Raw genomic sequence first — 22,527 nt, forward strand, 5'->3', positions numbered from 1 at the left:
GGTGCGCGAGGGAACGGCGCAAAGGCTCGACGGCCGCTTCCCGGCCGAGATCGAACCGCTTGCCAACGAGACCAATGCGCTTATCGAAAACAACAAGCGCATCGTCGAGCGCTCGCGCACGCAAGTCGGCAACCTCGCCCATTCGTTGAAGACGCCGCTGGCGGTGCTGCTCAACGAGGGGCGGGCGCTCGGCGGCGCCAAGGGCCAGCTCATCGCCGAGCAGGCCGCCTCCATGCAGAAGCAGGTTGACCATTATCTGCAGCGCGCCCGCGTCGCCGCGCAGCGCGACAGCGTCGTCTACCGAACGCCGGTGGCGCCGCTGGTCCAGCGCATGGTGCGCGTGCTGCAAAAACTCAATCCGCGGACCGATCTCTCGCTTTCGCTGCCGGCAGTCGACATCGTCTTTGCCGGCGAACGCGAGGATCTGGAGGAGTTGCTTGGCAATCTGCTCGACAATGCCATGAAATGGGCAAAGAGCGCGGTCGCTGTGTCGGTGGTGCCAATCTCCGACAAGGGTGGCGCCGGCAAGGAGGGCGCGGCCAATCTGTTCGAGATCAGCATCGAGGATGACGGCCCGGGCATCCCCGAGGACAAGGCACGCGAGGCGCTGAAGCGCGGACGGCGCCTCGACGAGACAAAGCCGGGGACGGGGCTCGGACTTGCCATTGTCGCCGACCTCGTCAACGAATATGGAGGCGCTCTGGCCCTGGAACGGTCAGATATGGGCGGGTTGAAGGCGGTGGTTCGATTGCGGAGCCTTCACTAGACCATGATCCCGAAAAGTGGGAACCGATTTTCGGATAAGATCATGGTCAAACAAGAAGATAGAGCAGTGAAGGGCAGGCTTTTTTGCGAGCGGTCGGCCACGGCCAAATTTCCGACAAACATCAACACTATGGCCACGCCGACCTCCCGAAGGCGCGACCCAGCTCTAACTCGAGAAAACCGGTTATAGGCATGAAGATTCGCGTCGCGCTCGTTTCCGCACTGCTCGCCATTTCCGGCTGTACGACGTTGGGCAAGGGCCCGGACGCAACGGTTACGCCGCAGCCGGCCTCCCTGCCGCCAAGCGGCGGCAAGGTGACGACGACGATCATTTCCGCCATGGGCGGCGGCCTCGTCGGCGGATCGATCGGCGCCGGCCTGAGCGACGCGGAGAAGCGCAGCGCGCTCGAGGCGGAATACAAGGCGCTTGAATATACGGCGAGCGGCCAGAAGGTGACGTGGAAGAGCGATCGCTCTGCGCATTCCGGCGAGGTCGTCGCCGCTCAGCCCTATCGCGTCGGTTCGCAGGACTGCCGGCAATACACCCATACGGTCTTTACCGGCACCGCCGGCGCCACCGCGCGTGGAACCGCCTGTCGCAATGCCGATGGCAGTTGGACGCCGCTGACCTGAGACCAATTGTTCCGATCGATATCGCCGCGGCCGTATCGATCGGAGACATGCAGCGCGCCGGCCGTCAAAGCGTCGCAGTATTCCTGTGTTGGCAGCGCAAGGCTCTACCGCTATTGGAAGAACCATGCTTTTCTGGGTCATAGCCGCCATTCTGACGCTGGGCGCAAGCTTGGCGGTGCTGCTGCCACTGGCCGGCGGTTCGAAGGGCGCGTCCGCCGCCGGTGATCACGACCTTGAGGTCTATCGCGACCAACTGTCCGAACTCGACCGTGACGCGGCGCGCGGCCTGATCCAGCCGGCCGAGGCCGAGGAGGCGCGCGCCGAGATCGCCCGCCGCATCCTTCGCCTGGACAATGCGGAGCCGGCCGCCAAGGCAGCCGGGCCATCGACGACGACGCGGCTTGTCGCGACCGCGGCGGTTCTGGCGGTTCCGCTGATCAGTTGGGGTTTCTACGGCGAACTCGGCTCGCCCGACCTGCCGTCGCAGCCGCTCAGCGCACGGTTGGCCAAGAATCCCGCTGACAGCTCGGTGGACGAACTGGTGGCCCGCGCCGAGGCCCATCTTGCCGCCAATCCGTCGGATGGCAGGGGCTGGGACGTTCTGGCGCCCATCTATCTGCGCCTGCAGCGGTTCTCCGATGCGGTCGCCGCCTACCGCAACGCCATTCGCCTCGATGGCGACAGCGCTGCTCGCCAGGCCGGTCTCGGCGAGGCGATCGCCAATGCGGCCGGCGGCATCGTTTCGGCCGAGGCGCAAGACGCGTTCGAGGCGGCGCTGAAGCTCGACCCGGCTAATCCAAAGGCGAGCTTCTATCTTGCCATGGGCTTGGCGCAGGAAGGCCGCGTCCCGGAAGCGACGGCGGCCTGGCAGAAAATGCTCAGCACGTTGCCGCAAGATTCGCCATGGCGCGGTGCTGTCGAGCAGGCGCTGTCCGAATCCGCGAACAAGGCCGTCGCTGCGGGGCAGCCCGCGAACGAGGTCGATGCTGCCTCGTCGATGTCGCCGCAGGACAGGCAAGCGATGATCGAGGCCATGGTTGCAAGCCTTGACGAGAAACTGCGGCAAGATCCACGTAACGCGGAAGGATGGATGCAGCTCGTTCGTTCCTATGTCGTGCTGGGCAAGGCCGACCAGGCGCGCGATGCGCTGGGTCGCGGTATCGCCGTCTTTGGCCCGGATAGTGAGGAAGCCAGGAAATTCACCGCATTTGCCGCCTCGCTTGGCCTGACTGCGACGGAGTAGAACCAGACATGACGCGCAGGCAAAAACGTTTGTCGGTGATCGCCGCAGGGCTGGCCTTCCTCGGCGCCGCGACCGGCCTGACCTTCTATGCGCTCGGCCAGAAGGCCTCCTATTTCTACATGCCCGCCGATCTGACCACCGCCAGCGTGCAGCCTGGCCAGCGTATCAGGCTGGGCGGGCTGGTTGAAAAAGGCACGATCCAGCGCCGGCAGGGCGCCACCGTCGCCTTTTCGGTGACCGACACGCAAAAGTCCGTCAAGGTCATGTATACGGGTATCCTCCCCGACCTTTTCCGCGAGGAGCAGGGCGTCATCACTGAAGGCACCTTCGGCCCGGATGGCGTCTTTGTCGCCGACAGCGTGCTGGCCAAGCACGACGAGAACTACATGCCCAAGGAGGTGGCCGACGGCCTCAAGGCCAAGGGCGTATGGCAGGAGAGCAAGAGTGAATAACGGGTGCTGCGATGGTTGAAGCCGGACATTTCGCACTGGTTCTGGCCTTTGCGCTGGCCCTGGTGCAGACGCTGGTGCCGCTGGTTGGCGCGCGCACCGGCAACTCCAGGATGATGGCTGTCGGCGGCCCCGTCGCGGTGACCGGCTTTGCCCTCACCGTGCTCTCCTTCGCCACACTGGCGACAGCCTATGCAAGTTCCGATTTTTCGGTGGCGAACGTCTGGGAGAACTCGCATTCGCTGCAGCCGCTGATCTACAAGATCACCGGCACCTGGGGCAATCATGAAGGCTCGATGCTGCTCTGGGTGCTGATCCTGACCTTCTTCGGGGCGCTCGTCGCCGTCTTCGGCGGCAATCTTCCGGCGACGCTGCGGGCCAATGTGCTGGCCGTGCAGGGCGCGATCGGCGCCACCTTCTTCCTGTTCATCCTGACCACGTCCAATCCGTTCATCAGGATGAATCCAGCACCCATCGAGGGCCGCGATCTCAACCCGATCCTGCAGGATCTCGGCCTCGCCATCCATCCGCCGTTGCTCTATCTCGGCTATGTCGGTTTCTCCATCTGCTTTTCCTTCTCGGTCGCCGCCCTCATCGAAGGTCGCATCGACGCGTCCTGGGCGCGCTGGGTGCGGCCGTGGACGCTGGTCGCCTGGATGTTCCTGACCGGCGGCATCGCCATGGGCTCCTACTGGGCCTACTACGAACTCGGCTGGGGCGGCTTCTGGTTCTGGGATCCGGTCGAGAACGCCTCCTTCATGCCGTGGCTGGCGGGCACGGCGCTGCTGCATTCGGCGATCGTCATGGAGAAGCGCTCGGCGCTGAAGATCTGGACGCTGCTGCTGGCGATCCTGACCTTTTCCTTGTCGCTGCTCGGCACCTTCCTGGTGCGCTCCGGCGTGCTGACCTCGGTGCATGCCTTCGCCACCGACCCGACCCGCGGCGTCTTCATCCTCTGCATGCTGACGCTGTTCATCGGCGGCTCGCTGGCGCTGTTTGCCTTGCGCGCTTCGCGGCTGACGGCCGGCGGTCTCTTCCATCCGATCTCGCGCGAAGGCGCGCTGATCCTCAACAATCTGTTCCTGACCACCGCCACCGCCACCGTGCTGATCGGCACGCTCTATCCGCTGGCAGTCGAAGCGTTGACGGCCGACAAGATTTCGGTCGGCGCACCGTTCTTCAACCTGACATTCGGCCCGCTGATGGTGCCGCTTCTGGTCGTGGTCCCGTTCGGTCCGCTGCTGGCCTGGAAGCGCGGCGACTTGTTTGCTGTCGCTCAGCGCCTGATGGCCGCGTTCGCGGCGGCGCTTCTGGCCGTGCTGGTGACGGCCTTGTTCATCGACGGCACGTCGGCTTTCGCTGCCCTCGGCGTCGGGCTGGCCTTCTGGCTGATCTGCGGCGCGCTCACCGACCTTGCCGTCAAATCCGGTTTCGGCACTGTCGCGCCCGACGTCATGCTCAGGCGCCTGGTCGGCCTGCCGCGCTCGGTCTTCGGCACCGCGCTCGCTCATTTCGGCCTCGGACTGACGACGCTCGGCATTGTCGGCACGCTCTGCTTCGGCACCGAGAAGATCCTGTCGATGCGTGCCGGCGAGACCGTCGAGTTGTCCGGCCAAACGCTGCGTTTCGAGGGGCTCTATCCGTCTCAAGGGCCTAACTACAGCGAGGACCGTGGCCGCTTCGCCCTGCTTGGCGCCGACGGAAGCACCACCAGCGAAATCACCTCGGCCAAGCGCTTCTATCCCGTGCGCCAGATGACGACGACCGAGTCCGGCATCAAGACGATCGGGTTCAGCCAGCTCTACCTCTCGCTTGGCGACCAGGCGACCGACGGCTCGGTCGTGGTGCGTGTGTGGTGGAAGCCGCTGGTGACGCTGATCTGGGGTGGCGGCCTGGTGATGATGGCGGGCGCCGCGATGTCGCTCATGGATCGGCGCTTGCGCGTCGGTGCGCCGTCCCGGCGCCGCAAGCCGACGGGCGCTGTGCCTTCCGCGAGCCTGCCATGACCAGGTTTTCCCTCGCTTCGCTGGTGCTGCTTTTATCGCTGTTGTTTGCCGGCGGCGCCTTCGCGGTGAAGCCCGACGAGGTGCTGCCCGATCCGGCGCTCGAGGCGAGGGCGCGCGCCCTTTCCGAGGGGCTGCGCTGCATGGTCTGCCAGAACCAGTCGATCGACGAATCCGATGCCGACCTTGCTCGCGACCTGCGTGTCTTGGTGCGCCAGCGCCTGGTCGCCGGCGACAGCGACCAGCAGGTGATGGACTATATCGTTTCGCGCTACGGCGAGTTCGTGCTTTTGAAGCCGCGCTTCAACCTGCGCAACGGCTTGCTCTGGGGTACGCCAATCCTTCTGCTCCTGGCCGGCGGGTTCTTCATCGTGCTGACCGCCCGGTCGCGCCGTTCGACGGCAACCGCTGCACTGACTGCCGAGGAACAGGCGGCGCTGGAAACTATTTTGCGACGGGACTGAAAGCGGGAACCGGCGCCCCCGCAAACATTACGAAAGTTTCATGCACTGGAAATGGCGCCGTAATGTGCGCCCCTCTATTTCTCGTTGCCTGAGGATGCTCACCTGAGCGCATCCCTTCAAAGAGGATAAGAGAAACCATGAATATTGCCCCCAATTCATATCCCCACACCCGCAAGCGTCTGATGGCCGCCGCCGCTTCTGTCGCCATTGCCGGCGCGATCGGCTTCGCTGCCGTCGCCACCGGGACAGCGCCGGTCCTGGCTGACGCCGTGCGTGTCGAGGCACCGCAGGTGCCTGGCTTCGCCGATATTGTCGAGCGTGTTTCTCCCGCCGTTGTCAGCGTCAAGGTCAAGGCCAAGATCGAGCCGGCGGCCGATGACGGCTCCGACCAGTCCGACGATCCGGATGGGATGAACAATCTCCCTGAGAATCCGCAGTTGCGCCGCTTCTTCAAGGAATTCCGTGGCTTTGGCGATCAGAATGGCCAGGACCAGGGTCATCGCCGCTTCGGCCGCCGCGACCGCAACAACGACCAGCCGCGGCCAGTGGCACAGGGGTCCGGCTTCTTCATCTCCGATGACGGTTATCTCGTCACCAACAACCATGTCGTCGAGGAAGGCTCGTCCTTCACCGTGGTGATGAATGACGGCAAGGAACTCGACGCCAAGCTGATCGGCACCGACCCGCGCACCGATCTCGCCATGCTCAAGGTCGATGGCGACGGCAAGTTCACCTATGTCGACTTCGCCGACGATTCCAAGGTTCGCGTCGGCGACTGGGTCGTGGCCGTCGGCAATCCGTTCGGCCTCGGCGGCACGGTCACCGCCGGCATCGTCTCGGCCCGTGGCCGCGACATCGGCGCCGGTCCCTATGACGACTTTCTCCAGATCGACGCTTCGGTCAACCGCGGCAATTCGGGCGGTCCGACCTTCAACCTCAACGGCCAGGTCGTCGGCATCAACACCGCGATCTTCTCGCCCTCCGGCGGCAGCGTCGGCATCGCCTTCGATATTCCCGCCTCGACCGCCAAAGCGGTTGTGGAGGATCTGATGAAGAACGGTTCCGTCCAGCGCGGCTGGCTCGGCGTCGAGATCCAGCCGGTCACGACGGACATCGCCGAATCGCTCGGTCTGAAGTCCGAGAAGGGTGCGCTCGTTTCCAGCGCCCAGGACGATGGTCCTGGCAAGAAGGCCGGCATCACGTCAGGCGATGTCATCACCCAGGTCGATGGCAAGGATGTTGCTTCGCCGAAGGAACTGGCTCGTCTCATCGGGGCCTATTCGCCCGGCAAGTCGGTCGACGTCACGGTCTGGCGTGATGGCAAGAGCCAGACGGTCAAGGTCGACCTTGGCAAACTGCCCTCGAGCGACAAGCAGGCCTCGGCCGACCAGCAGCAGCCCGCCGCTCCGGCAAAGCCCGACACGCTGGCCGATCTCGGCCTCACCGTCACCAAGTCGGACAATGGCAAGGGCCTTGTCGTGACCGATGTCGACCCGGACAGCGATGCCGCCGATCGCGGCATCCAGCCCGGCGACGTCATCACCTCTGTCAATTCGACGGAAGTGAACGGCACCGCGGATGTCGACAAGGCGATGGCCGATGCGGTGAAGTCCGGCCGCAAGGCGGTGTTGATGCAGATCACCCGCGACGACAGCAATCGCTTTGTCGCATTGCCTGTCGCCAAGGGCTGATGGTTCGACTTTTCCAATGCGGTGGTTTCAAACACCCCCGAGCCATCGCATGGGAAAGCACGGAGCGAAAACACGTTAGTCAGTCATCGTGTCTTGCTCCAGCGGCAGCGGGCTCCCATCGCCCGCTGCCGCGTAATCCCGAGCATGTCGCCCAAAAGTGTGCAGCGGTTTTGGGATAAAGACATGCTCCAACGACGAAGCATATCGCCCAAAAGTGCGCAGCGGTTTTGGGACAACGACATGCTCGGACAAGAAGCATGTCGCTCCGATAACCAAAAGCTTGGCCTCGGACTTGACCCGACGGTGCCGCGGGGTTTGGCGCCGATATGCAAAAACAAAGACTTATTGCGTATCCTTGAATCAGTTTGTTTGCGATACGCCAAGGTGAGGCCACGATGCATATACCGGCCACTCAATCTTCCAGCGAAATCGCGTATAACGGCCCTATGAAGATTCTTGTCGTAGAAGATGATCGCGAGGCCGCCGATTACCTCCAGAAGGCCTTTGCCGAGGCCGGACACACCGCGCATGTCGCCGGTGACGGCGAAACCGGCTTCGCGCTCGCCGATGCCGGCGACTATGACGTGATGGTCATCGATCGCATGATGCCGCGCCGCGACGGCCTGTCGGTCATAGCTGGACTGCGCTCCAGGGGCAACACGACGCCGGTGCTGATCCTTTCGGCGCTCGGCGAGGTCGACGACCGCGTCACCGGCCTGCGCGCCGGCGGCGACGACTATCTGACCAAACCCTACGCCTTCTCCGAACTGCTCGCCCGCGTCGAAGTGCTGAACCGCCGCGCCAGTTCCAGGGAAACCGAAACCGTCTACCGGGTCGGCGACCTCGAGCTCGACAGGCTCTCCCATTCGGTTCGGCGCGCGTCGCGCGAGATCACGCTGCAGCCGCGCGAGTTCCGCTTGCTCGAATATCTGATGCGCCATGCCGGCCAGGTGGTGACGCGCACCATGCTGCTCGAAAATGTCTGGGACTACCATTTCGATCCGCAGACCAACGTCATCGACGTTCATGTTTCGCGGTTGCGCGGCAAGATCGAGAAGGGCTTCGACAAGCCGATCCTGCATACGGTTCGCGGCGCCGGCTATATGCTGAAAAGCGGCTAAAGCCCCATGGCGTTATCCGTGCCCGCCATCATGAGGACGACGGCAGCGCGGCTTTCGGCGCTTTATCTCCTGCTTTTCGCCCTTTGCGCCGTGCTGCTCGTCTTCTACATGACCTCGCTGTCGGCGCGCATGCTGACCGCGCAGACGCAGGAAACGATCAACGACGAGGTGCTCGGCCTCGCCAGGGCCTATCAGCGCGGCGGTCTGCCGGTGCTGGTCCGCGTGGTCGAGGCCCGCTCCCGCCAGCCCGGCGCCAACCTCTATCTGATCGCTGACACCAACGGCCAGATCCTGACCGGCAATGTGCAGAGCCTGGAGCCGGGGGTGATCGAGACCGAGGGCTGGACGAAGGAACCGTTCTCCTATCGGCGCTTCGGCGAGGGCGAGCTTGAACGGCAGCGCAACCCGGTCTCCGACCAGAACGAGACGCAGTCCGGCGAGAACGAAGTGCAGGCGCAGGGCGAAAAGGGCCACAACGCCATTGCGCTGGTGCTGCGACTGCCCAACCAGATGATCATGCTCGTCGGCCGCGACCTCGGCGAGCCGGAGCGGTTCCGCGCCGTCATCCGCCGTGCCCTGATGCTGGCTTTGGGCATGATGGGTCTTGGCGGGCTCCTGATCTGGTTCTTTGTCGGCCGCGCGGCGCTGAAGCGCATCGACAGCGTGTCGGAGGCGAGCCGCCGCATCATGGGCGGCGATCTTTCCGGCCGGCTGCCGGTCACCGGCGCCGGCGACGAGTTCGACCGGCTCTCCGAAAACCTCAACTCCATGCTGGCCAGGATCGCCACGCTCAACGAGGGTCTGAAGCAGGTTTCCGACAACATCGCCCACGATCTGAAGACGCCGCTGACCCGGCTGCGCAACCGCGCCGAGGCGACGCTTTCCGGCAAGCACAGGACCACCGATTACCGGCAGGCGCTGGAAGGGACCATTACCGAGTCCGACCAGTTGATAAAGACCTTCAACGCCATCCTGATGATCTCCAGGCTGGAGGCAGGCTATTCGTCCGAAAGCACCAGCCGGGTCGATCTGGCTGCCGCCGTGCGCGATGTCGTCGAACTCTACGAGCCGGTGGCGGACGAGGCCGGCGTGACGCTGGAGAGTTCGGTCGAAGGTAATTTTGCCGTAGACGGCAATCGCGAGCTGATCGGCCAGGCACTGTCGAACATCGTCGACAATGCGATCAAATATTCGGCCGATTCGACCGGCAAGCCCGGCGTGCGCGTGACGCTGGAACGGGTTGGCGGCGAAATCAGGCTTACCGTCTCCGACAATGGTCAGGGCATTCCCGACGACGCCGACCGCGCACGGGCGACCGAGCGCTTCGTGCGGTTGGAAAAAAGCCGTTCGCAACCCGGTTCCGGTCTTGGTCTCAGCCTCGCCAAGGCGATCATGACGTTCCACAACGGACGGCTCGATCTTCTGCCGGCAAATCCCGGATTGTCGGTCGTCATGAGTTTTCCCGGACGGGAGGAGCACTGATGGCGGCGAGGGCGGCTGCGAAACGGGTCGGGACCAACTGGCTTTTGCAGCCGGCGGCCAAGCTTGTTCCGCTGGATCCAAGCCGCGCCAGGCGGAAATTGTCGGAGATCGCTTCAGCCGCGCAGGAAGAGGGGCTTGCCCGGCTGGCGAAATTCCTGGCCGGCAAGGGGGCTGCCCAGGATTTGCTTGCCGCCGTGTTCGACCTGTCGCCATTCCTGCGCGACACGGTGCGCCGCCGCCCTGAGATTCTCGACACGCTTTTCGATGAGACGGTCGAGGCGCGGCTGGCCTCGATCGGCGTCGCGATCGACAAGGCCGTGCGTGCGCAAGCCGTCCCCGAAAGCAGCCTGATGATGGAGCTGCGGCAATGGAAAGCGGAGGCGCATGTTCTGATCGCGCTCGCCGATCTCGCGGGCGACGCCGAGACCGCTGTCACAGTGCGGCGGTTGAGCGATCTTGCCGACGCCTGCACGCGCGCTGCCGTCGACTTCCTGCTTCTCGATGCGCATGAGCAAGGCAAGCTCAAATTGCCCGACCCGGAACATCCTTCGCGGCAATCGGGCTGGATCCTGCTCGGCATGGGCAAGCTCGGCGCGCATGAATTGAACTTTTCCTCTGACATCGATCTCGTCGTCTTCTTCGACCCGGAAGCGCTGGCCGTGATCGATCCGCTCGACGCGACGGAGCTGTTCTCGCGCCTGACCCGCCGGCTGGTCCGCATCCTGCAGGACCGCACCGAGCACGGCTATGTCTTCCGCACCGATCTCAGGCTTCGCCCCGACCCCGGTTCGACGCCGCTGGCAATCCCGGTCGAGGCAGCACTTCGCTATTACGAGGCGCGCGGCCAGAACTGGGAGCGCGCCGCCATGATCAAGGCGCGTCCGGTGGCCGGCGACATCGCGGCGGGCAACGCGTTTCTCAGGGAATTGCAACCCTATGTCTGGCGCAAATACATGGACTATGCGGCGATCGCCGACGTCCATTCGATCAAGCGGCAGATCCACGCCCACAAGGGCCATGGCGAGATCGCGGTCAAAGGTCACAACGTCAAGCTCGGCCGCGGCGGCATTCGCGAGATCGAGTTCTTCGTCCAGACCCAGCAGCTCATCGCCGGCGGCCGCTTTCCCGATCTGCGCGGCCGCGAGACCGTGCCGATGCTTGGCCAGCTTGCGGCGCGCGGCTGGGTCACGGCCGACGCCCGCGACACGCTCGCCAGGCAATACTGGTTCCTGCGCCGCGTCGAGCATGCCATCCAAATGGTCGCCGACGAGCAGACCCACACGCTGCCGGAAGACGACGAGGGGTTGGAACGCGTTGCCCGCATGCTGAGCTTTGCCGATGCGGCCAGTTTTGCCGTGGCGTTCCGCGCCGCGCTGCACCAGGTCGAACGCCACTACGCCGCACTTTTCGAAACAGCGCCCGAGCTTTCGGCCGGCATCGGCAATCTGGTCTTTACCGGCGACGTCGACGATCCCGACACGCTGCAGACCTTGAGCGGGCTCGGCTTCCAGCGGCCGAGCGACATTTGCCGCGTCATCCGCGGCTGGCATTTCGGCCGCTACCGCGTCACCCGGTCGGCCGAGGCGCGCGAGCGGCTGACCGAATTGACGCCGGCCTTGTTGCGGGCATTCGGTCAGACGCGCCGGGCCGACGAGGCGGTAATTCGCTTCGACGAATTCCTCGCCGGCCTGCCTGCCGGCATCCAGCTCTTCTCGCTGCTCCAGTCCAATCCCGCTCTGCTCAAAATGATGGCGACGATCATGGGCGCGGCACCCAGGCTGGCCGCGATCATCACCCGCCGGCCGCATGTCTTCGACGGCCTGCTCGATCCGGCTCTGCTGACCGAATTGCCGGACCGCGCCTATCTGTCCGCGCGTCTCGCCGCCTTCATAGAAGGCGACCGGGCTTATGAAGACGTGCTCGATCGCTTGCGTATCTTCGCATCGGAGCAGAAATTCCTGATCGGCGTCAGGTTGCTGGCCGGTTCGATCGACCCGGCCCGCGCCGGCCGCGCGTTTTCCGATCTCGCCGATCTTACCATCGATTCGGCCTTGCAGGCGGTGACCGCCGAGTTCGCGCTGCGCCACGGCCGTATTGCCGGAGGCACCGTCGCGCTGCTCGGCATGGGCAAGCTCGGCAGCCGCGAATTGACGGCCGGCTCCGACGTCGACCTCATCCTGCTCTACGACCATGACGTTGACGCCGAAGAGTCCGACGGCGACAAGCCGCTGGCGCCTTCCCACTACTACTCCAGGATGACGCAGCGGCTGATATCGGCCGTGTCCGCGCCGACGGCCGAGGGCGTTCTCTACGAACTCGACCTTCGCCTGCGCCCCTCCGGCAACAAGGGGCCGGTGGCCACCCATGTCGATGCCTTCAGGAAGTACCAGCGCCAGGAGGCCTGGATATGGGAGCACATGGCGCTGTCGCGGGCTCGCGCGATCGGCGGCGATCAAGCGCTGTGCGCCGAGGTCGAGGCCGAGGTGACGGCGGTGCTTGCCCTGCCGCGCGATGCCGCCAAGGTGATGACCGAGGCGTCCGAGATGCGCGCGATGATCGAAAAGGAGAAGCCGCCACACGACCTCTGGGACATCAAGCTGATCCCGGGCGGGCTCATCGATCTCGAATTCATCGCCCAGGTGGCGGTGATTACCGGGCAGGTCGAAGCCGGCCGCAGCGCCACCGGAACAGCCGAAATCCTGTCACGCCTGGCGCCGGATTTCGCTGAGACCCAGGTCAGACAGGAACTCTGCGATGCCTATGCGCTCTATCTGGCGCTGACCCAGATGATCAGGCTCTGCCTCACCGGCGTGTTCGAACGCGACGACGTGCCGCCGGGGCTTTCGGATCTGCTGCTGGCGGTCACCGACCTGCCGGATTTCGGTGTGCTGGAAGCACACCTCAAAGAGACGTCGCAAAAGGTCAGAAAGGAATTTGACCTTTTGCTTCGTGCGAAACGGCCGTGACGGCAAGAGACGGGCACGGCTGTTTCTGATCGCATCGGGGGTGACGGTGCAACAGGAGAAAACCATGAGAAAGTCAACCAAACTTGCCCTTGCCTTCGTAGCCTTGGCCGGCGCCGTCGGCACCACCGCTTACGCCGAGAACAATGCCGGCGCAAAAATGCGCGAGGGCATGATGCTGCGCCTCAACAAGGCGATGAAGGATCAGGACGGCACCATCACGTTCGACCAGTTCTCCGACGCCATGAACGCGCGGCTGAAGAAGATGGTCGCTGACAATGGCGGCAAGCTGACCGTCGCCCAACTCGCCGAGGCGCTGGAGAAGGCGCGTTTCGAGCAAATGGCCAAGCGCATCATCTCTCGCTACGACAGCAAGGGCGACGGCACGCTGACCACCGACGATATCACCAGTCGTCAGAAGAAGGTCTTTGCCATGCTCGACAAGAACAATGACGGCAAGATCGAGAAGAGCGAACTGCCGAAGGGCGGTCGCGTGGACCGTCACCGTCGATGGGGCGGCTCCGGTGGCGACGGGATGCAGTAATTCGTGATAACGGCTCCGGCGGCACGTGCCGCCGGAGCTGTGATGGAGGGCAAAGCAGAGACTTGAAGTCGTCTCGGTCTCATTCCCTCCCACCCCCCTCTGTCCTGCCGGACATCTCCCCCGCAAGGGGGGAGATCAGCAGCGTCATCCACTGCGCTAACTTTTGAACGCTGGAGATTGGCGAAGGTCGAAGTGACACCCGATCTCCCCCTTGCGGGGGAGATGTCCGGCAGGACAGAGGGGGGTGCTGTCCCTCCGAGATCGGAGATTCCGTCTCGGGTGGTTACCTTCCGAGTATCTTCTAAGCGGCAGCCTTGACCGCCTGCGCTGCCTTCTTGATCGGAATGCGCACCGACACGATCGTGCCGACGCCTTCGGTGGAGCGGATTTTCAAGGCGCCGCCCTGAAGCTCGGCCAGCGAGCGCGAGATGGCGAGGCCAAGACCGGAGCCGGTGTGGCTCTTGGAAAACTGGTTCTGCACCTGTTCGAACGGCCGCCCGAGCTTGCTCAGCGCCCCTTTCGGGATGCCGCAGCCATTGTCTTCGATCGTGAGCACCAGCGCGCCAGACATATTGCGAGCTCTTACCGCGATGCGGCCGCCCTGGCCGGTGAACTTCACCGCATTCGACAGAAGGTTGATGACGATCTGCTTGATCGCCCGGCGATCGGCGAAGAGCGTCAGCGAATCGGGGATGCGCGTTTCGACGGCGATCGACTTTTCCGCCGCCTGCAGCGAGACGACGCGTACCGTCTCCCGGATCAGCGGGCAGAGGTCGATTTCCTCCCGGTCCATCGAGAACTGGCCGGCTTCGATCTTCGACATGTCGAGGATGTCGTTGATGACGCCCAGCAGATACTTGCCGCTGCCATTGATGTCGGTGGCATATTCCTCGTAGCGCGACGAACCGAGCGGCCCGAACAGGCCCTGTTCCATCAGCTCGGAAAAGCCGATGATGGCGTTGAGCGGCGTGCGCAATTCATGCGACATGTTGGCCAGGAATTCGGACTTGGCCCGGTTCGCCGCCTCGGCGCGCTCGGTTTCCTTCATGTATTTGCGATTGAGCTCGACCAGTTCGCGCGATCTCTCTTCCTCGGCCCTGCGGGCGAGGCTGAGATCGTGGATCGTCGCCATCAGCCGACGCTCGCTGTCGACCAGCTTCTCCTGGTGCAGCTTGATCTGGGTGATGTCGGAGCCGACCGAGACGGTGCCGCCGTCCCTGGTCCGCAACTCGTTGACCTGCAGCCAGCGGCCGTCGGCAAGCTGCCGCTCGAAGGTCACGCCGCCTTGCGCGCCGCTGGTGTTGGCAAGCCGCCGCTCCGAGGCGAAGGCCAGCATGCGATCTTCCAGAACGGCGCGTGAGGCGCCCGGCATCACGTCGCGATCCGACAGGCCGTTGTCCTGCTGGTATTTGGAATTGCACATGATCAGGCGCTGGGCCGAATCCCAGAGCACGAAGGATTCGTTGATGTTCTCGATGGCTGTCCTGAGGCGCAGGTCAGCGGCCTCCGAGCGCAGCGCCAGATGCCGCTGCTCGGTGACGTCGACGGCGATGCCGATCAGCTGGATCTCCGGCGCTTCCGGATCGATGACCTGCGCCCTTGCGCGCATCCATACCCATTGCCCGTCGGCATGGCGCATCCGGAACACCTGGTCGATATGGTCGATCTCACGCCCGACGATCCGGTTGGCGAGCTCGAACAGGTCGCCATCCTCGGGGTGGATGATCTCGTCGACCTCGCCGAACGACAGCATCGTGTCGCAGGGCTCGTAGCCCAGCATGTCGTACATCGAGCGCGACCAGTACATCTTGCCGCGCACCATGTCCCAGTCCCACAGGCCGCAGCGGCCCCGCACCAGCGCCATGTCGATACGCTGATGCGCTTCGAGATAGATACGGTCGGCGGCTTGCGCCCGCGCCGCCTGGCCGAAATAGGCGTAGAGGATGATGATCAGCACGCCGGCGGTGAGCACGAACAGCGTCACGTTGAGCGAGACGGTCTTGCGCCATGTGTCGAAGACCGCTTCCTGCGGCACCAGCACGGCCGCGGCGTTCTTCCTGTTGGTTGCCAGGCTCACCGCCGCGAACCAGTCCTGTCCGCCGATGCTGACCTCCATGACCCCTGCGCGATCGCCGAACATGAACAGCGGCTGGCCGCCCAGCACGAGGCTGTCGAGCGAGCGTCCCTGCCAGCCCGTCGACAGCGGCGACACGGCGATGATCTTGAAGGCGCCGTCGGTGATCGCAAGCACGTGGCTTCGGCCCATGGCGCCCTGGCGGCTGGTGTTCTCCAGGAGATCCTCTGCGGCTCCGGACGCTGCATTGGGGTCGGCCGAGATTGCGCTGGCCATCTGGCTCGCTGCCAGTGCCAGCACCGCCCTGGCGTCGCGCTCGACGTCGTCGCGCTCGTTCATCAGCGACAGGAAGCGCAGCGCCGCGATGACGATCAGGAAAATGATGATGAGGGCCGGTATCGACCGGCGCAGGAACGGCTCGGCCGCCAGCAGCCGCCGGTAGGCGGGTTCGGCGATGAGCCGCGCATTGCCGGCGACACCGTCGCGTCTCGCCTCACGCCGCTCAAAAGCCGTCCCTCCGGGCGCGCCCCACGCGTCCGCCTTCGCCATAAATGGCACTCCCCGAATTTGCCTATGCCGCTTGACGATCCGGCTACGCCGCACTTCCGAATCGTCAGTAAAGAATCAAAGGTGATTCGCCTTGTCCAGAGGCGCGGCGAAAAAAGATTAAAAATCGACTAAAATAATGCCGAAGCTGCCGATCTCCCCCACGAGCGTGGAGATTGCGCACTTACGCCAGCGTGCGCTCGATGATGTCACGCAGATCGGCCGACAGGTTCTCGGCATTGGCGATCGAAAGCAGCGCTTCCCTTGCCTTGGCCTGCCGGCCGGGCTCGAGCGAGCGCCATGATCTGAGCGCGGTCGCCAGCCTGGCGGCCACTTGCGGGTTGCGCTTTTCGACTTGCAGGACCGTCTCGACGAAAAATCGGTAGCCTTCGCCGTCGGCGCGATGGAAACCGGTCTGGTTGGCGCTGGAAAACGTGCCGACGAGCGAGCGCACTCGGTTCGGGTTGGCCATCGAGAAGGCTGGATGGCCGGTCAGCGCGCGCACCACCTCGACGGTTCGCGGACCCGGCACGCTGGCCTGGATCTGGAACCATTTGTCCATCACCAGCGCATCGCGTGCGTATTTCGCTTCGAAGCCGGCCAGCGCCTTGACCGTCTCGAGCGAACCGCTGTGGCGGAGCGCAAGCACGGTCAGCGCGGCGGCGCGGTCCGTCATGTTGGTCGCCGACTGGAAATGCCGGGCGGCAAGCGCGGCGCCCCCCGGCAGCAGTGAAAGATAGTCGAGCAGGATGTTGCGCAGCGCCCGCCGCCCGGCGCTCGCCGCGTCCGGGCTGAACGCATCCGTGTCGGCCAGGCGATCGTAGAGGCGGGCAAACATCTCCCGGTTGGCTCCGGCGATCGCGATCGCCAGTGCCTCGCGGCCCGCGAAGATGGCGTCGGGGTCGATGTTCTTGCCGATATCGCGGGCAATGTCGGCCTCGCCGGGCAGCGCCAGCGCCAGCGCGCGGTAGGCCGGCTCCAGCGTTTCGTCGCCGGCGATCTCGCCGGCAAGCCCGGTCAGCCGTGCGGCGAAACCGGGCTCCTGGCCGCCGAGGATCTGCCGGAAGGCTGCGATCAGCGCGTCGGTCAAAAGCGTGTTGAACGCCTGCCAGCGCGAAAAGGCGTCGCTGTCATGGCCGGCCAGGAAGAACTGGTCGCCGGCCTTCTGCTCGACCGAGAGCGTCACCGGCGCCGAGAAGCCGCGGTTGAGCGACAGCGCCGGGCGCTCGGCAACGCCGGAGAAGCGCACCATGTGCCGGCGCTTGCGGATATGGATGACGCCGTCCTCGACGCTGGCGCCTTCAACGCCGCGATATTCTATCGCTTTGCCGCCGGCACCGACGAGGCCGAAGGCCAGCGGAATATGCATCAGCCGCTTGCGGCTTTCCGACGGTGTCGGCGGCACCGACTGCTCGATCTCGAGCGTGAATTCCTGCGTTGCCGGACTGTGCGTCGAACTGATCGTCAGGTTCGGCGTGCCCGCCTGATGGTACCAGAGCGAAAACTGCGACAGGTCGCGGCCGGAGACGTCCTCGAACACCCTGATGAAGTCCTCGATCGTCGCCGCCTGGCCGTCATGGCGCTCGAAATAGAGGTCCATGCCGGCGCGGAAGGCTTCAGTGCCGAGAATGGTGCGGATCATGCGCACCACCTCCGAGCCCTTTTCGTAGACGGTCGCCGTGTAGAAATTGTTGATCTCGCGGTAGCGGCGCGGCCTGACCGGATGCGCCAGCGGTCCCTGGTCCTCGGGAAACTGATGCGCGCGCAGCGTGCGCACCTCGGCGATGCGCTTGACCGCCCGCGAGCGTTGGTCGGCGGAGAATTCATGATCGCGGAAAACCGTCAGCCCTTCCTTCAGGCAAAGCTGGAACCAGTCGCGGCAAGTGATTCTGTTGCCTGTCCAATTGTGGAAATACTCATGCGCGATGATCGCTTCGATATTGGCGAAATCGGCATCCGTCGCGGTCTCCTGGTCGGCCAGCACATATTTGTCGTTGAAGATGTTGAGGCCCTTGTTCTCCATGGCGCCCATGTTGAAATCGGACACGGCGACGATGTTGAAGACGTCGAGGTCGTATTCGCGGCCGAATGCCTCCTCGTCCCATCGCATCGAGCGCTTCAGGGCATCCATGGCATAGAAGGCAAGCTCCTCCTTGCCCGGCTCGACATAGATGCCGAGCTCGACCTTGCGGCCGGACATGGTGGTGAAACTGTCGGCAAGTTTGCCGAGAGCGCCCGCCACCAGCGCAAACAGATAGGACGGCTTGGGGAAGGGGTCGTGCCAGACCGCATAGTGCCAGCCCTCGCCAAGATCGCCGCTGCCCGCCGGGTTGCCGTTGGACAGGAGCAGCGGCGCCTCGTTGTGCCGCGCCTCGATGCGAACTGTGTAGACCGACAGGATATCGGGACGGTCGAGGAAATAGGTGATGCGACGGAAACCCTCAGCCTCGCATTGCGTGCAATAGACGTTGCTGGAGCGATAGAGGCCCATCAGCGCTTCGTTGCGCGCCGGCGCCAGCTCGGTTTCGATCAGCAGTTGGAAGCGCGGTGTCGCCGGCGGCGTCATGATCGTCAAGAGATCGGGCGTCGCAAGGAAATCCGCTGGCGCGAGGTCGCTGCCGTCGATGGCGACACGCAGAAGCGTCAGCCCATCGCCGTCCAACACCAGCGGCGCCGACGCTGCTACTCCGTCGCGGCGTTCGACGGTCAGCACGGCGGTGACGCGCGTGGCTTCTGGCGAAAGGCGGAAAGTCAGGCTGGTTTCCGGGATGAGATAGTCGTTGGGGCGATAGTCTTCGAGCTTGAAGACCTGGCCGGTATCGGTGCGCATTCCCTGGGTTTCCTGTTCATTTCCGCAGCGGCGGATGGGTCCGCTGGTCCAAGAAATTTGAAGTCGGCGCTCTTTACACGAAACGGCCTCTCGACAAAACTGCGGCAGTGCCTATTTCAGGCACTCGTTCCCCATTCATCTTCATCGCGAGGCATTTATGACTGTCGTCACACCGAAGTTCGGCATGGGCGCCTCTGTGCTGCGTCGCGAGGATGCCGCTTTCATCTGGGCGGCGATCCGGGAAGCAGAAGCGAAGTGACGCCCAGGCCGGGTGTGGAAGGGGCTGCCGCACGGCCCGACGATCATGCCGGCGGGCACTCCACGCTCACCGGCATCATGCTCAAGATACTGTCGGTGGCGGTTTTTGTCGGCATGTCGTCCTGCATCAAGGCCGCGGGCACCCTGCCGGTCGGTCAGATCGCCTTCTTCCGCTCGTTCTTCGCCATCTTTCCGATCATCGCCTTCCTCGCCTTCCGGGGTAAACTCGGCACCGCCTTTTCGACAAAGCGTCCGCTCAACCATATTGCGCGCGGCGTCGTCGGCGTTTGTGCGATGGGACTTGGCTTCTTCGCGCTGACGCGGCTGCCACTGCCGGAGGCAATCACGCTGAACTACGCGCAGCCGCTGCTGGTGGTGGTGTTCAGTTCGATCTTCCTCGGCGAAACCATCCGCGTCTACCGCTGGAGCGCGGTCGCGGTCGGCCTCATCGGCGTGCTGATCATCTCGTGGCCGGGACTGACGCTGCTGCGCTCGGGTGCTGCTCTCGGCGACCAGGAAGTGCTCGGCGTCATCGCCGCCCTTGTCGCCGCGGCGATTTCGGCCAACGCCATCCTGCTCGTGCGCAATCTCGTCCAGACCGAAAGGACGGCGACCATCGTGCTGTGGTTTTCGGCGACGGCAAGCGTCATGGCGCTGCTGACGCTGCCTTTCGGCTGGCAGGCGCTGACACCGGTACAGGTCGGTCTGTTGATTGCATCAGGCTTTTGCGGCGGGCTCGCCCAGATCCTGATGACATCGGCCTATCGCCATGCCGAAGCCTCGGTCGTGGCACCCTTCGAATACACTTCGATGATCCTCGGCGTCGTCGTCGGCTATCTGGTCTTCGGTGACGTTCCCACCATTCATATGCTCGTCGGCGGCCTGATCGTCGTCGCCGCCGGCATCTTCATCATCTGGCGCGAGCACCAGCTCGGGTTGGAGCGCACCCGCACGCGGAAGGCGGCGCCGCCGCAGGGGTGATTTAGCCTCGTTCGGTCGAGTTCCTTCACACCCCCCTCTGGCCTGCCGGCCATCTCCCCCGCAAGGGGGGAGATCGGATGTCGCGTCGGCCTTCGCTAATCGCCTGCGTTGCAGAAAGGACGGCAAGGCCGAGGCTGCCAATCTCCCCCCTTACGGGGGAGATGGCCGGCAGGCCAGAGGGGGGTGCTGTCCCTCCAGCGTTCCGAAGAGAAGCTTTCGTTTACAAGGCCTTTGCCGCCCGCTCTTTCGCCAGCCGCACCAGTACCGAACGTGTCTGCTCGTCGGCGGGGAAAAAAGACTCGATCGCCAGTTCCGACAGCGTCACGTCGAGCGGCGTGCCGAACACGGTGATGGTGCTGATGAACGACAGCACGACATCGCCATGCGCCAGCCGCAGCGGATGCACGATCGCGTTCGGCTCGACCGGCGCCGGTCGGCCGCTTTTCAGGCCGGAGGGGTAGGTCCGCAGCTCCCGCTCCAGCTCGACCAGCGCCGGGTCGCCGCTGGCGTCGTTCTGATGCTTCAGCCGGTCGAGCAGATGCGCCCGCCATTCCGCGAGATTGACGATGCGTGGCGCCACGCCGCCCGGGTGCAGGCTGAGCCGCAGAACATTGACCGGCGGCGTCAGCAAGGAGGGCTCGGCAATGTTGGCAAGGAACGGTCCGATGGCGGCATTCGCCAAGACCAGGTTCCAGTGCCGGTCGACGGCAAGCGCCGGGAAGGGCTCGTGCCCCTTGAGCACGATCTCGACGGCTGCCATCGCCGGCGCCAGCGTGGCGTCGGTCAGCGGTCGCTCGCCGAAGCCAGGGGCAAAGCCCGCGGCCAGCAGCAGCTGGTTGCGCTGCCTGAGCGGAATCTCGAGCTGTTCGGCCAGATGCAGCACCATGTCGCGCGACGGTGCTGCGCGGCCGCTTTCGACGAAACTCAGATGCCGCTGTGAGATCTCGGCCTCCATGGCGAGGTCGAGCTGGCTCATGCGCCGGCGGGTACGCCATTCGCGAATGAGGCTGCCGGCGGAAATCTGGGATGTTGTCATGATAGGATGAGTAGGGCGGTGGGAGATGTATTTCAATTACCTGACAGGTTATGAGCACTCGGGCATCGTCGGAGATTGGCGAAAGCCGCGATGACGGCCAATCTCCCCCCTTGTGGGGGAGATGCCTGGCAAGGCAGAGGGGGGCGCTGTCCCGTCAGCATATCGCAGGCTGCGGCGACGTCGCCGGGAAAGCTCCCGTGGCAAATTACAGAGGCCGGCGATCCTTCGCGCCCCCCTCTGTCCTGCCGGACATCTCCCCCACAAGGAGGGAGATTGGCCAATCACCCAAGCGCCTGCAATTTCGCCTTCACCTCAAGAAAATCCCGCCAAGCCAGCTTCTTGTGCGCTGGGGTTCTCAGGAGATAGGCCGGGTGCAGGGTCGGCATGGCGGGAATGGCGGTCCCCGAAGCCGTCGTGTGGACGCGCCAGTTCCCGCGCAGCCGCAATATGCCTTCGGTCGTGTTGAGCAAGGTTTTCGCCGATGGGCCGCCGAGATTGACCAGAACCCTGGGATTGACCAGCTCGATCTGCCGTTCGATGAACGGCCGGCAGATCTCGGTCTCGTGCGGTGTCGGCGTGCGGTTGCCGGGTGGCCGCCAGGGGATGACATTGGCGATATAGACGGAGGTCCGGTCGAGGCCGATCGCCGCCAGCATCCGGTCGAGCAGGCGGCCGGAGCGACCGACGAACGGCAGCCCTTCGATGTCCTCGTCGCGGCCGGGCGCTTCGCCCACCAGCATCACCGCGGCATTGGGGTTGCCGTCGGCGAACACCAGGTTCTTGGCGGTGAATTTGAGGTTGCAGCCGTCGAACGCCGCCATGTGCTGGCGAAGCTCGTCGAGGCTTGCCGCAGTGGCAGCCAGTTGCCGTGCAAGTGCGGCCTGCGCCTCGTCGGGCACCGTTGCCGTGGCGGCAGGCGTGCGCGCTGGTGGCGCGTCCGGCAACCGGCTTATGCCGGGGCGCGACGGCTGATTAGGCCCTGGCGCCGGGATTTGGCCGGCAGGCGCCGTCGCCTCGGGTACACGCTCCGGCGACTTCGGTGCCATCTCGGCAAACCGGTTCACCGGCTCCTCTTCGAGCGCTTCGTCGGCGCCGGCGCTGGCATAGAAGGCCAGCAGATCGGCGATATCGGTTGGGTTGTTGGGGGAGGTGGCAATCATGGCGCCACCATCGTCCGCGCGACCACGATTTGCAAGTTGGTGATCGGCGAAAGCGGCGAGCGCGTGCCGATCTCCCCCTTGAGGGACCCTTGAGGGGGAGATGTCGCCGAAGGCGACAGAGGGGGTCGGCACGTCCTGACGCGACCTTCCTTATCATTGACGGAGGAGGATGGCGCTCGACGCGCGGCGACCCCCTCTGGCCTGCCGGCCATCTCCCCCTCGAGGAGGGAGATTGGCTGTCACCATCGCTTTCGCTAATCGTCAAGGGAACATAGCCCCCGCGT

16 protein-coding genes are annotated in these 22,527 nt (G+C 64.5%); 12 read left to right on the forward strand and 4 right to left on the reverse strand.

Annotated elements, in window-relative coordinates:
- From MESS4_RS13045 to MESS4_RS13095, 11 genes are all read left to right on the forward strand, one after another.
- On the forward strand, positions 1–766 hold a 766-nt coding region (locus tag MESS4_RS13045; protein ID WP_036241180.1), incomplete at its 5' end, for an ATP-binding protein.
- A 191-nt stretch (positions 767–957) separates the two neighbouring features.
- A complete protein-coding gene (locus tag MESS4_RS13050) occupies positions 958–1,398 on the forward strand; it encodes a hypothetical protein (protein WP_006331059.1) in 441 nt (146 codons plus the stop codon).
- A gap of 124 nt (positions 1,399–1,522) precedes the next feature.
- Positions 1,523–2,641, forward strand: coding sequence for a c-type cytochrome biogenesis protein CcmI (gene ccmI / locus MESS4_RS13055; protein ID WP_006331060.1), 1,119 nt, complete (start codon positions 1,523–1,525; stop codon positions 2,639–2,641).
- 8 nt (positions 2,642–2,649) lie between these two features.
- Entirely contained in the window at positions 2,650–3,093 is a 444-nt protein-coding gene (ccmE, locus tag MESS4_RS13060) for a cytochrome c maturation protein CcmE (protein WP_006331062.1), read from the forward strand.
- An 11-nt stretch (positions 3,094–3,104) separates the two neighbouring features.
- Positions 3,105–5,096: a heme lyase CcmF/NrfE family subunit gene (locus MESS4_RS13065; RefSeq protein WP_006331064.1), complete on the forward strand. Its 1,992-nt coding sequence runs from the start codon at positions 3,105–3,107 to the stop codon at positions 5,094–5,096.
- Entirely contained in the window at positions 5,093–5,557 is a 465-nt protein-coding gene (locus MESS4_RS13070; RefSeq protein ID WP_006331066.1) for a cytochrome c-type biogenesis protein, read from the forward strand. Before MESS4_RS13065 ends, MESS4_RS13070 begins: the two co-directional genes overlap by 4 nt.
- A 137-nt stretch (positions 5,558–5,694) precedes the next feature.
- Complete coding sequence (locus MESS4_RS13075; RefSeq protein ID WP_006331067.1) at positions 5,695–7,248, forward strand: Do family serine endopeptidase; 1,554 nt, start codon at positions 5,695–5,697, stop codon at positions 7,246–7,248.
- Between the two features lie 446 nt (positions 7,249–7,694).
- Positions 7,695–8,369 (forward strand): response regulator transcription factor, encoded by a 675-nt coding sequence (locus MESS4_RS13080; RefSeq protein ID WP_036241182.1) that lies wholly within the window; start codon positions 7,695–7,697, stop codon positions 8,367–8,369.
- Positions 8,370–8,375: 6 nt separating this feature from the next.
- Positions 8,376–9,851, forward strand: coding sequence for an ATP-binding protein (locus tag MESS4_RS13085; protein WP_006331070.1), 1,476 nt, complete (start codon positions 8,376–8,378; stop codon positions 9,849–9,851).
- Positions 9,851–12,817, forward strand: a complete 2,967-nt coding sequence (locus MESS4_RS13090) for a bifunctional [glutamine synthetase] adenylyltransferase/[glutamine synthetase]-adenylyl-L-tyrosine phosphorylase (protein WP_006331075.1) — start codon at positions 9,851–9,853, stop codon at positions 12,815–12,817. The genes MESS4_RS13085 and MESS4_RS13090 overlap by 1 nt, the downstream gene beginning before the upstream one ends.
- A 64-nt stretch (positions 12,818–12,881) precedes the next feature.
- Complete coding sequence (locus MESS4_RS13095; RefSeq protein ID WP_006331076.1) at positions 12,882–13,358, forward strand: hypothetical protein; 477 nt, start codon at positions 12,882–12,884, stop codon at positions 13,356–13,358.
- A gap of 301 nt (positions 13,359–13,659) precedes the next feature.
- On the opposite strand, the gene MESS4_RS13100 is transcribed toward MESS4_RS13095, so the two are convergent.
- Positions 13,660–15,981, reverse strand: a complete 2,322-nt coding sequence (locus MESS4_RS13100) for a PAS domain-containing sensor histidine kinase (RefSeq protein WP_006331078.1) — start codon at positions 15,979–15,981, stop codon at positions 13,660–13,662.
- A gap of 181 nt (positions 15,982–16,162) precedes the next feature.
- A complete protein-coding gene (gene pepN / locus MESS4_RS13105; RefSeq protein ID WP_006331082.1) occupies positions 16,163–18,808 on the reverse strand; it encodes an aminopeptidase N in 2,646 nt (881 codons plus the stop codon).
- A 255-nt stretch (positions 18,809–19,063) separates the two neighbouring features.
- Here pepN and MESS4_RS13110 point away from each other — a divergent pair, with 255 nt between their 5' ends.
- Positions 19,064–20,047, forward strand: coding sequence for a DMT family transporter (locus MESS4_RS13110; protein WP_006331084.1), 984 nt, complete (start codon positions 19,064–19,066; stop codon positions 20,045–20,047).
- Positions 20,048–20,267: 220 nt separating this feature from the next.
- Here MESS4_RS13110 and MESS4_RS13115 read toward each other — a convergent pair whose 3' ends face one another.
- Both MESS4_RS13115 and MESS4_RS13120 read right to left on the reverse strand, forming a co-directional pair.
- Positions 20,268–21,083, reverse strand: a complete 816-nt coding sequence (locus MESS4_RS13115; RefSeq protein WP_036241183.1) for a helix-turn-helix transcriptional regulator — start codon at positions 21,081–21,083, stop codon at positions 20,268–20,270.
- Positions 21,084–21,364: 281 nt separating this feature from the next.
- Positions 21,365–22,243: a uracil-DNA glycosylase gene (locus MESS4_RS13120; RefSeq protein WP_006331086.1), complete on the reverse strand. Its 879-nt coding sequence runs from the start codon at positions 22,241–22,243 to the stop codon at positions 21,365–21,367.
- Positions 22,244–22,527 lie beyond the last annotated feature (284 nt).

The sequence above is a fragment of the Mesorhizobium sp. STM 4661 genome (assembly GCF_000359125.1).
In the GTDB taxonomy this organism is placed as follows: Bacteria; Pseudomonadota; Alphaproteobacteria; order Rhizobiales; family Rhizobiaceae; genus Mesorhizobium.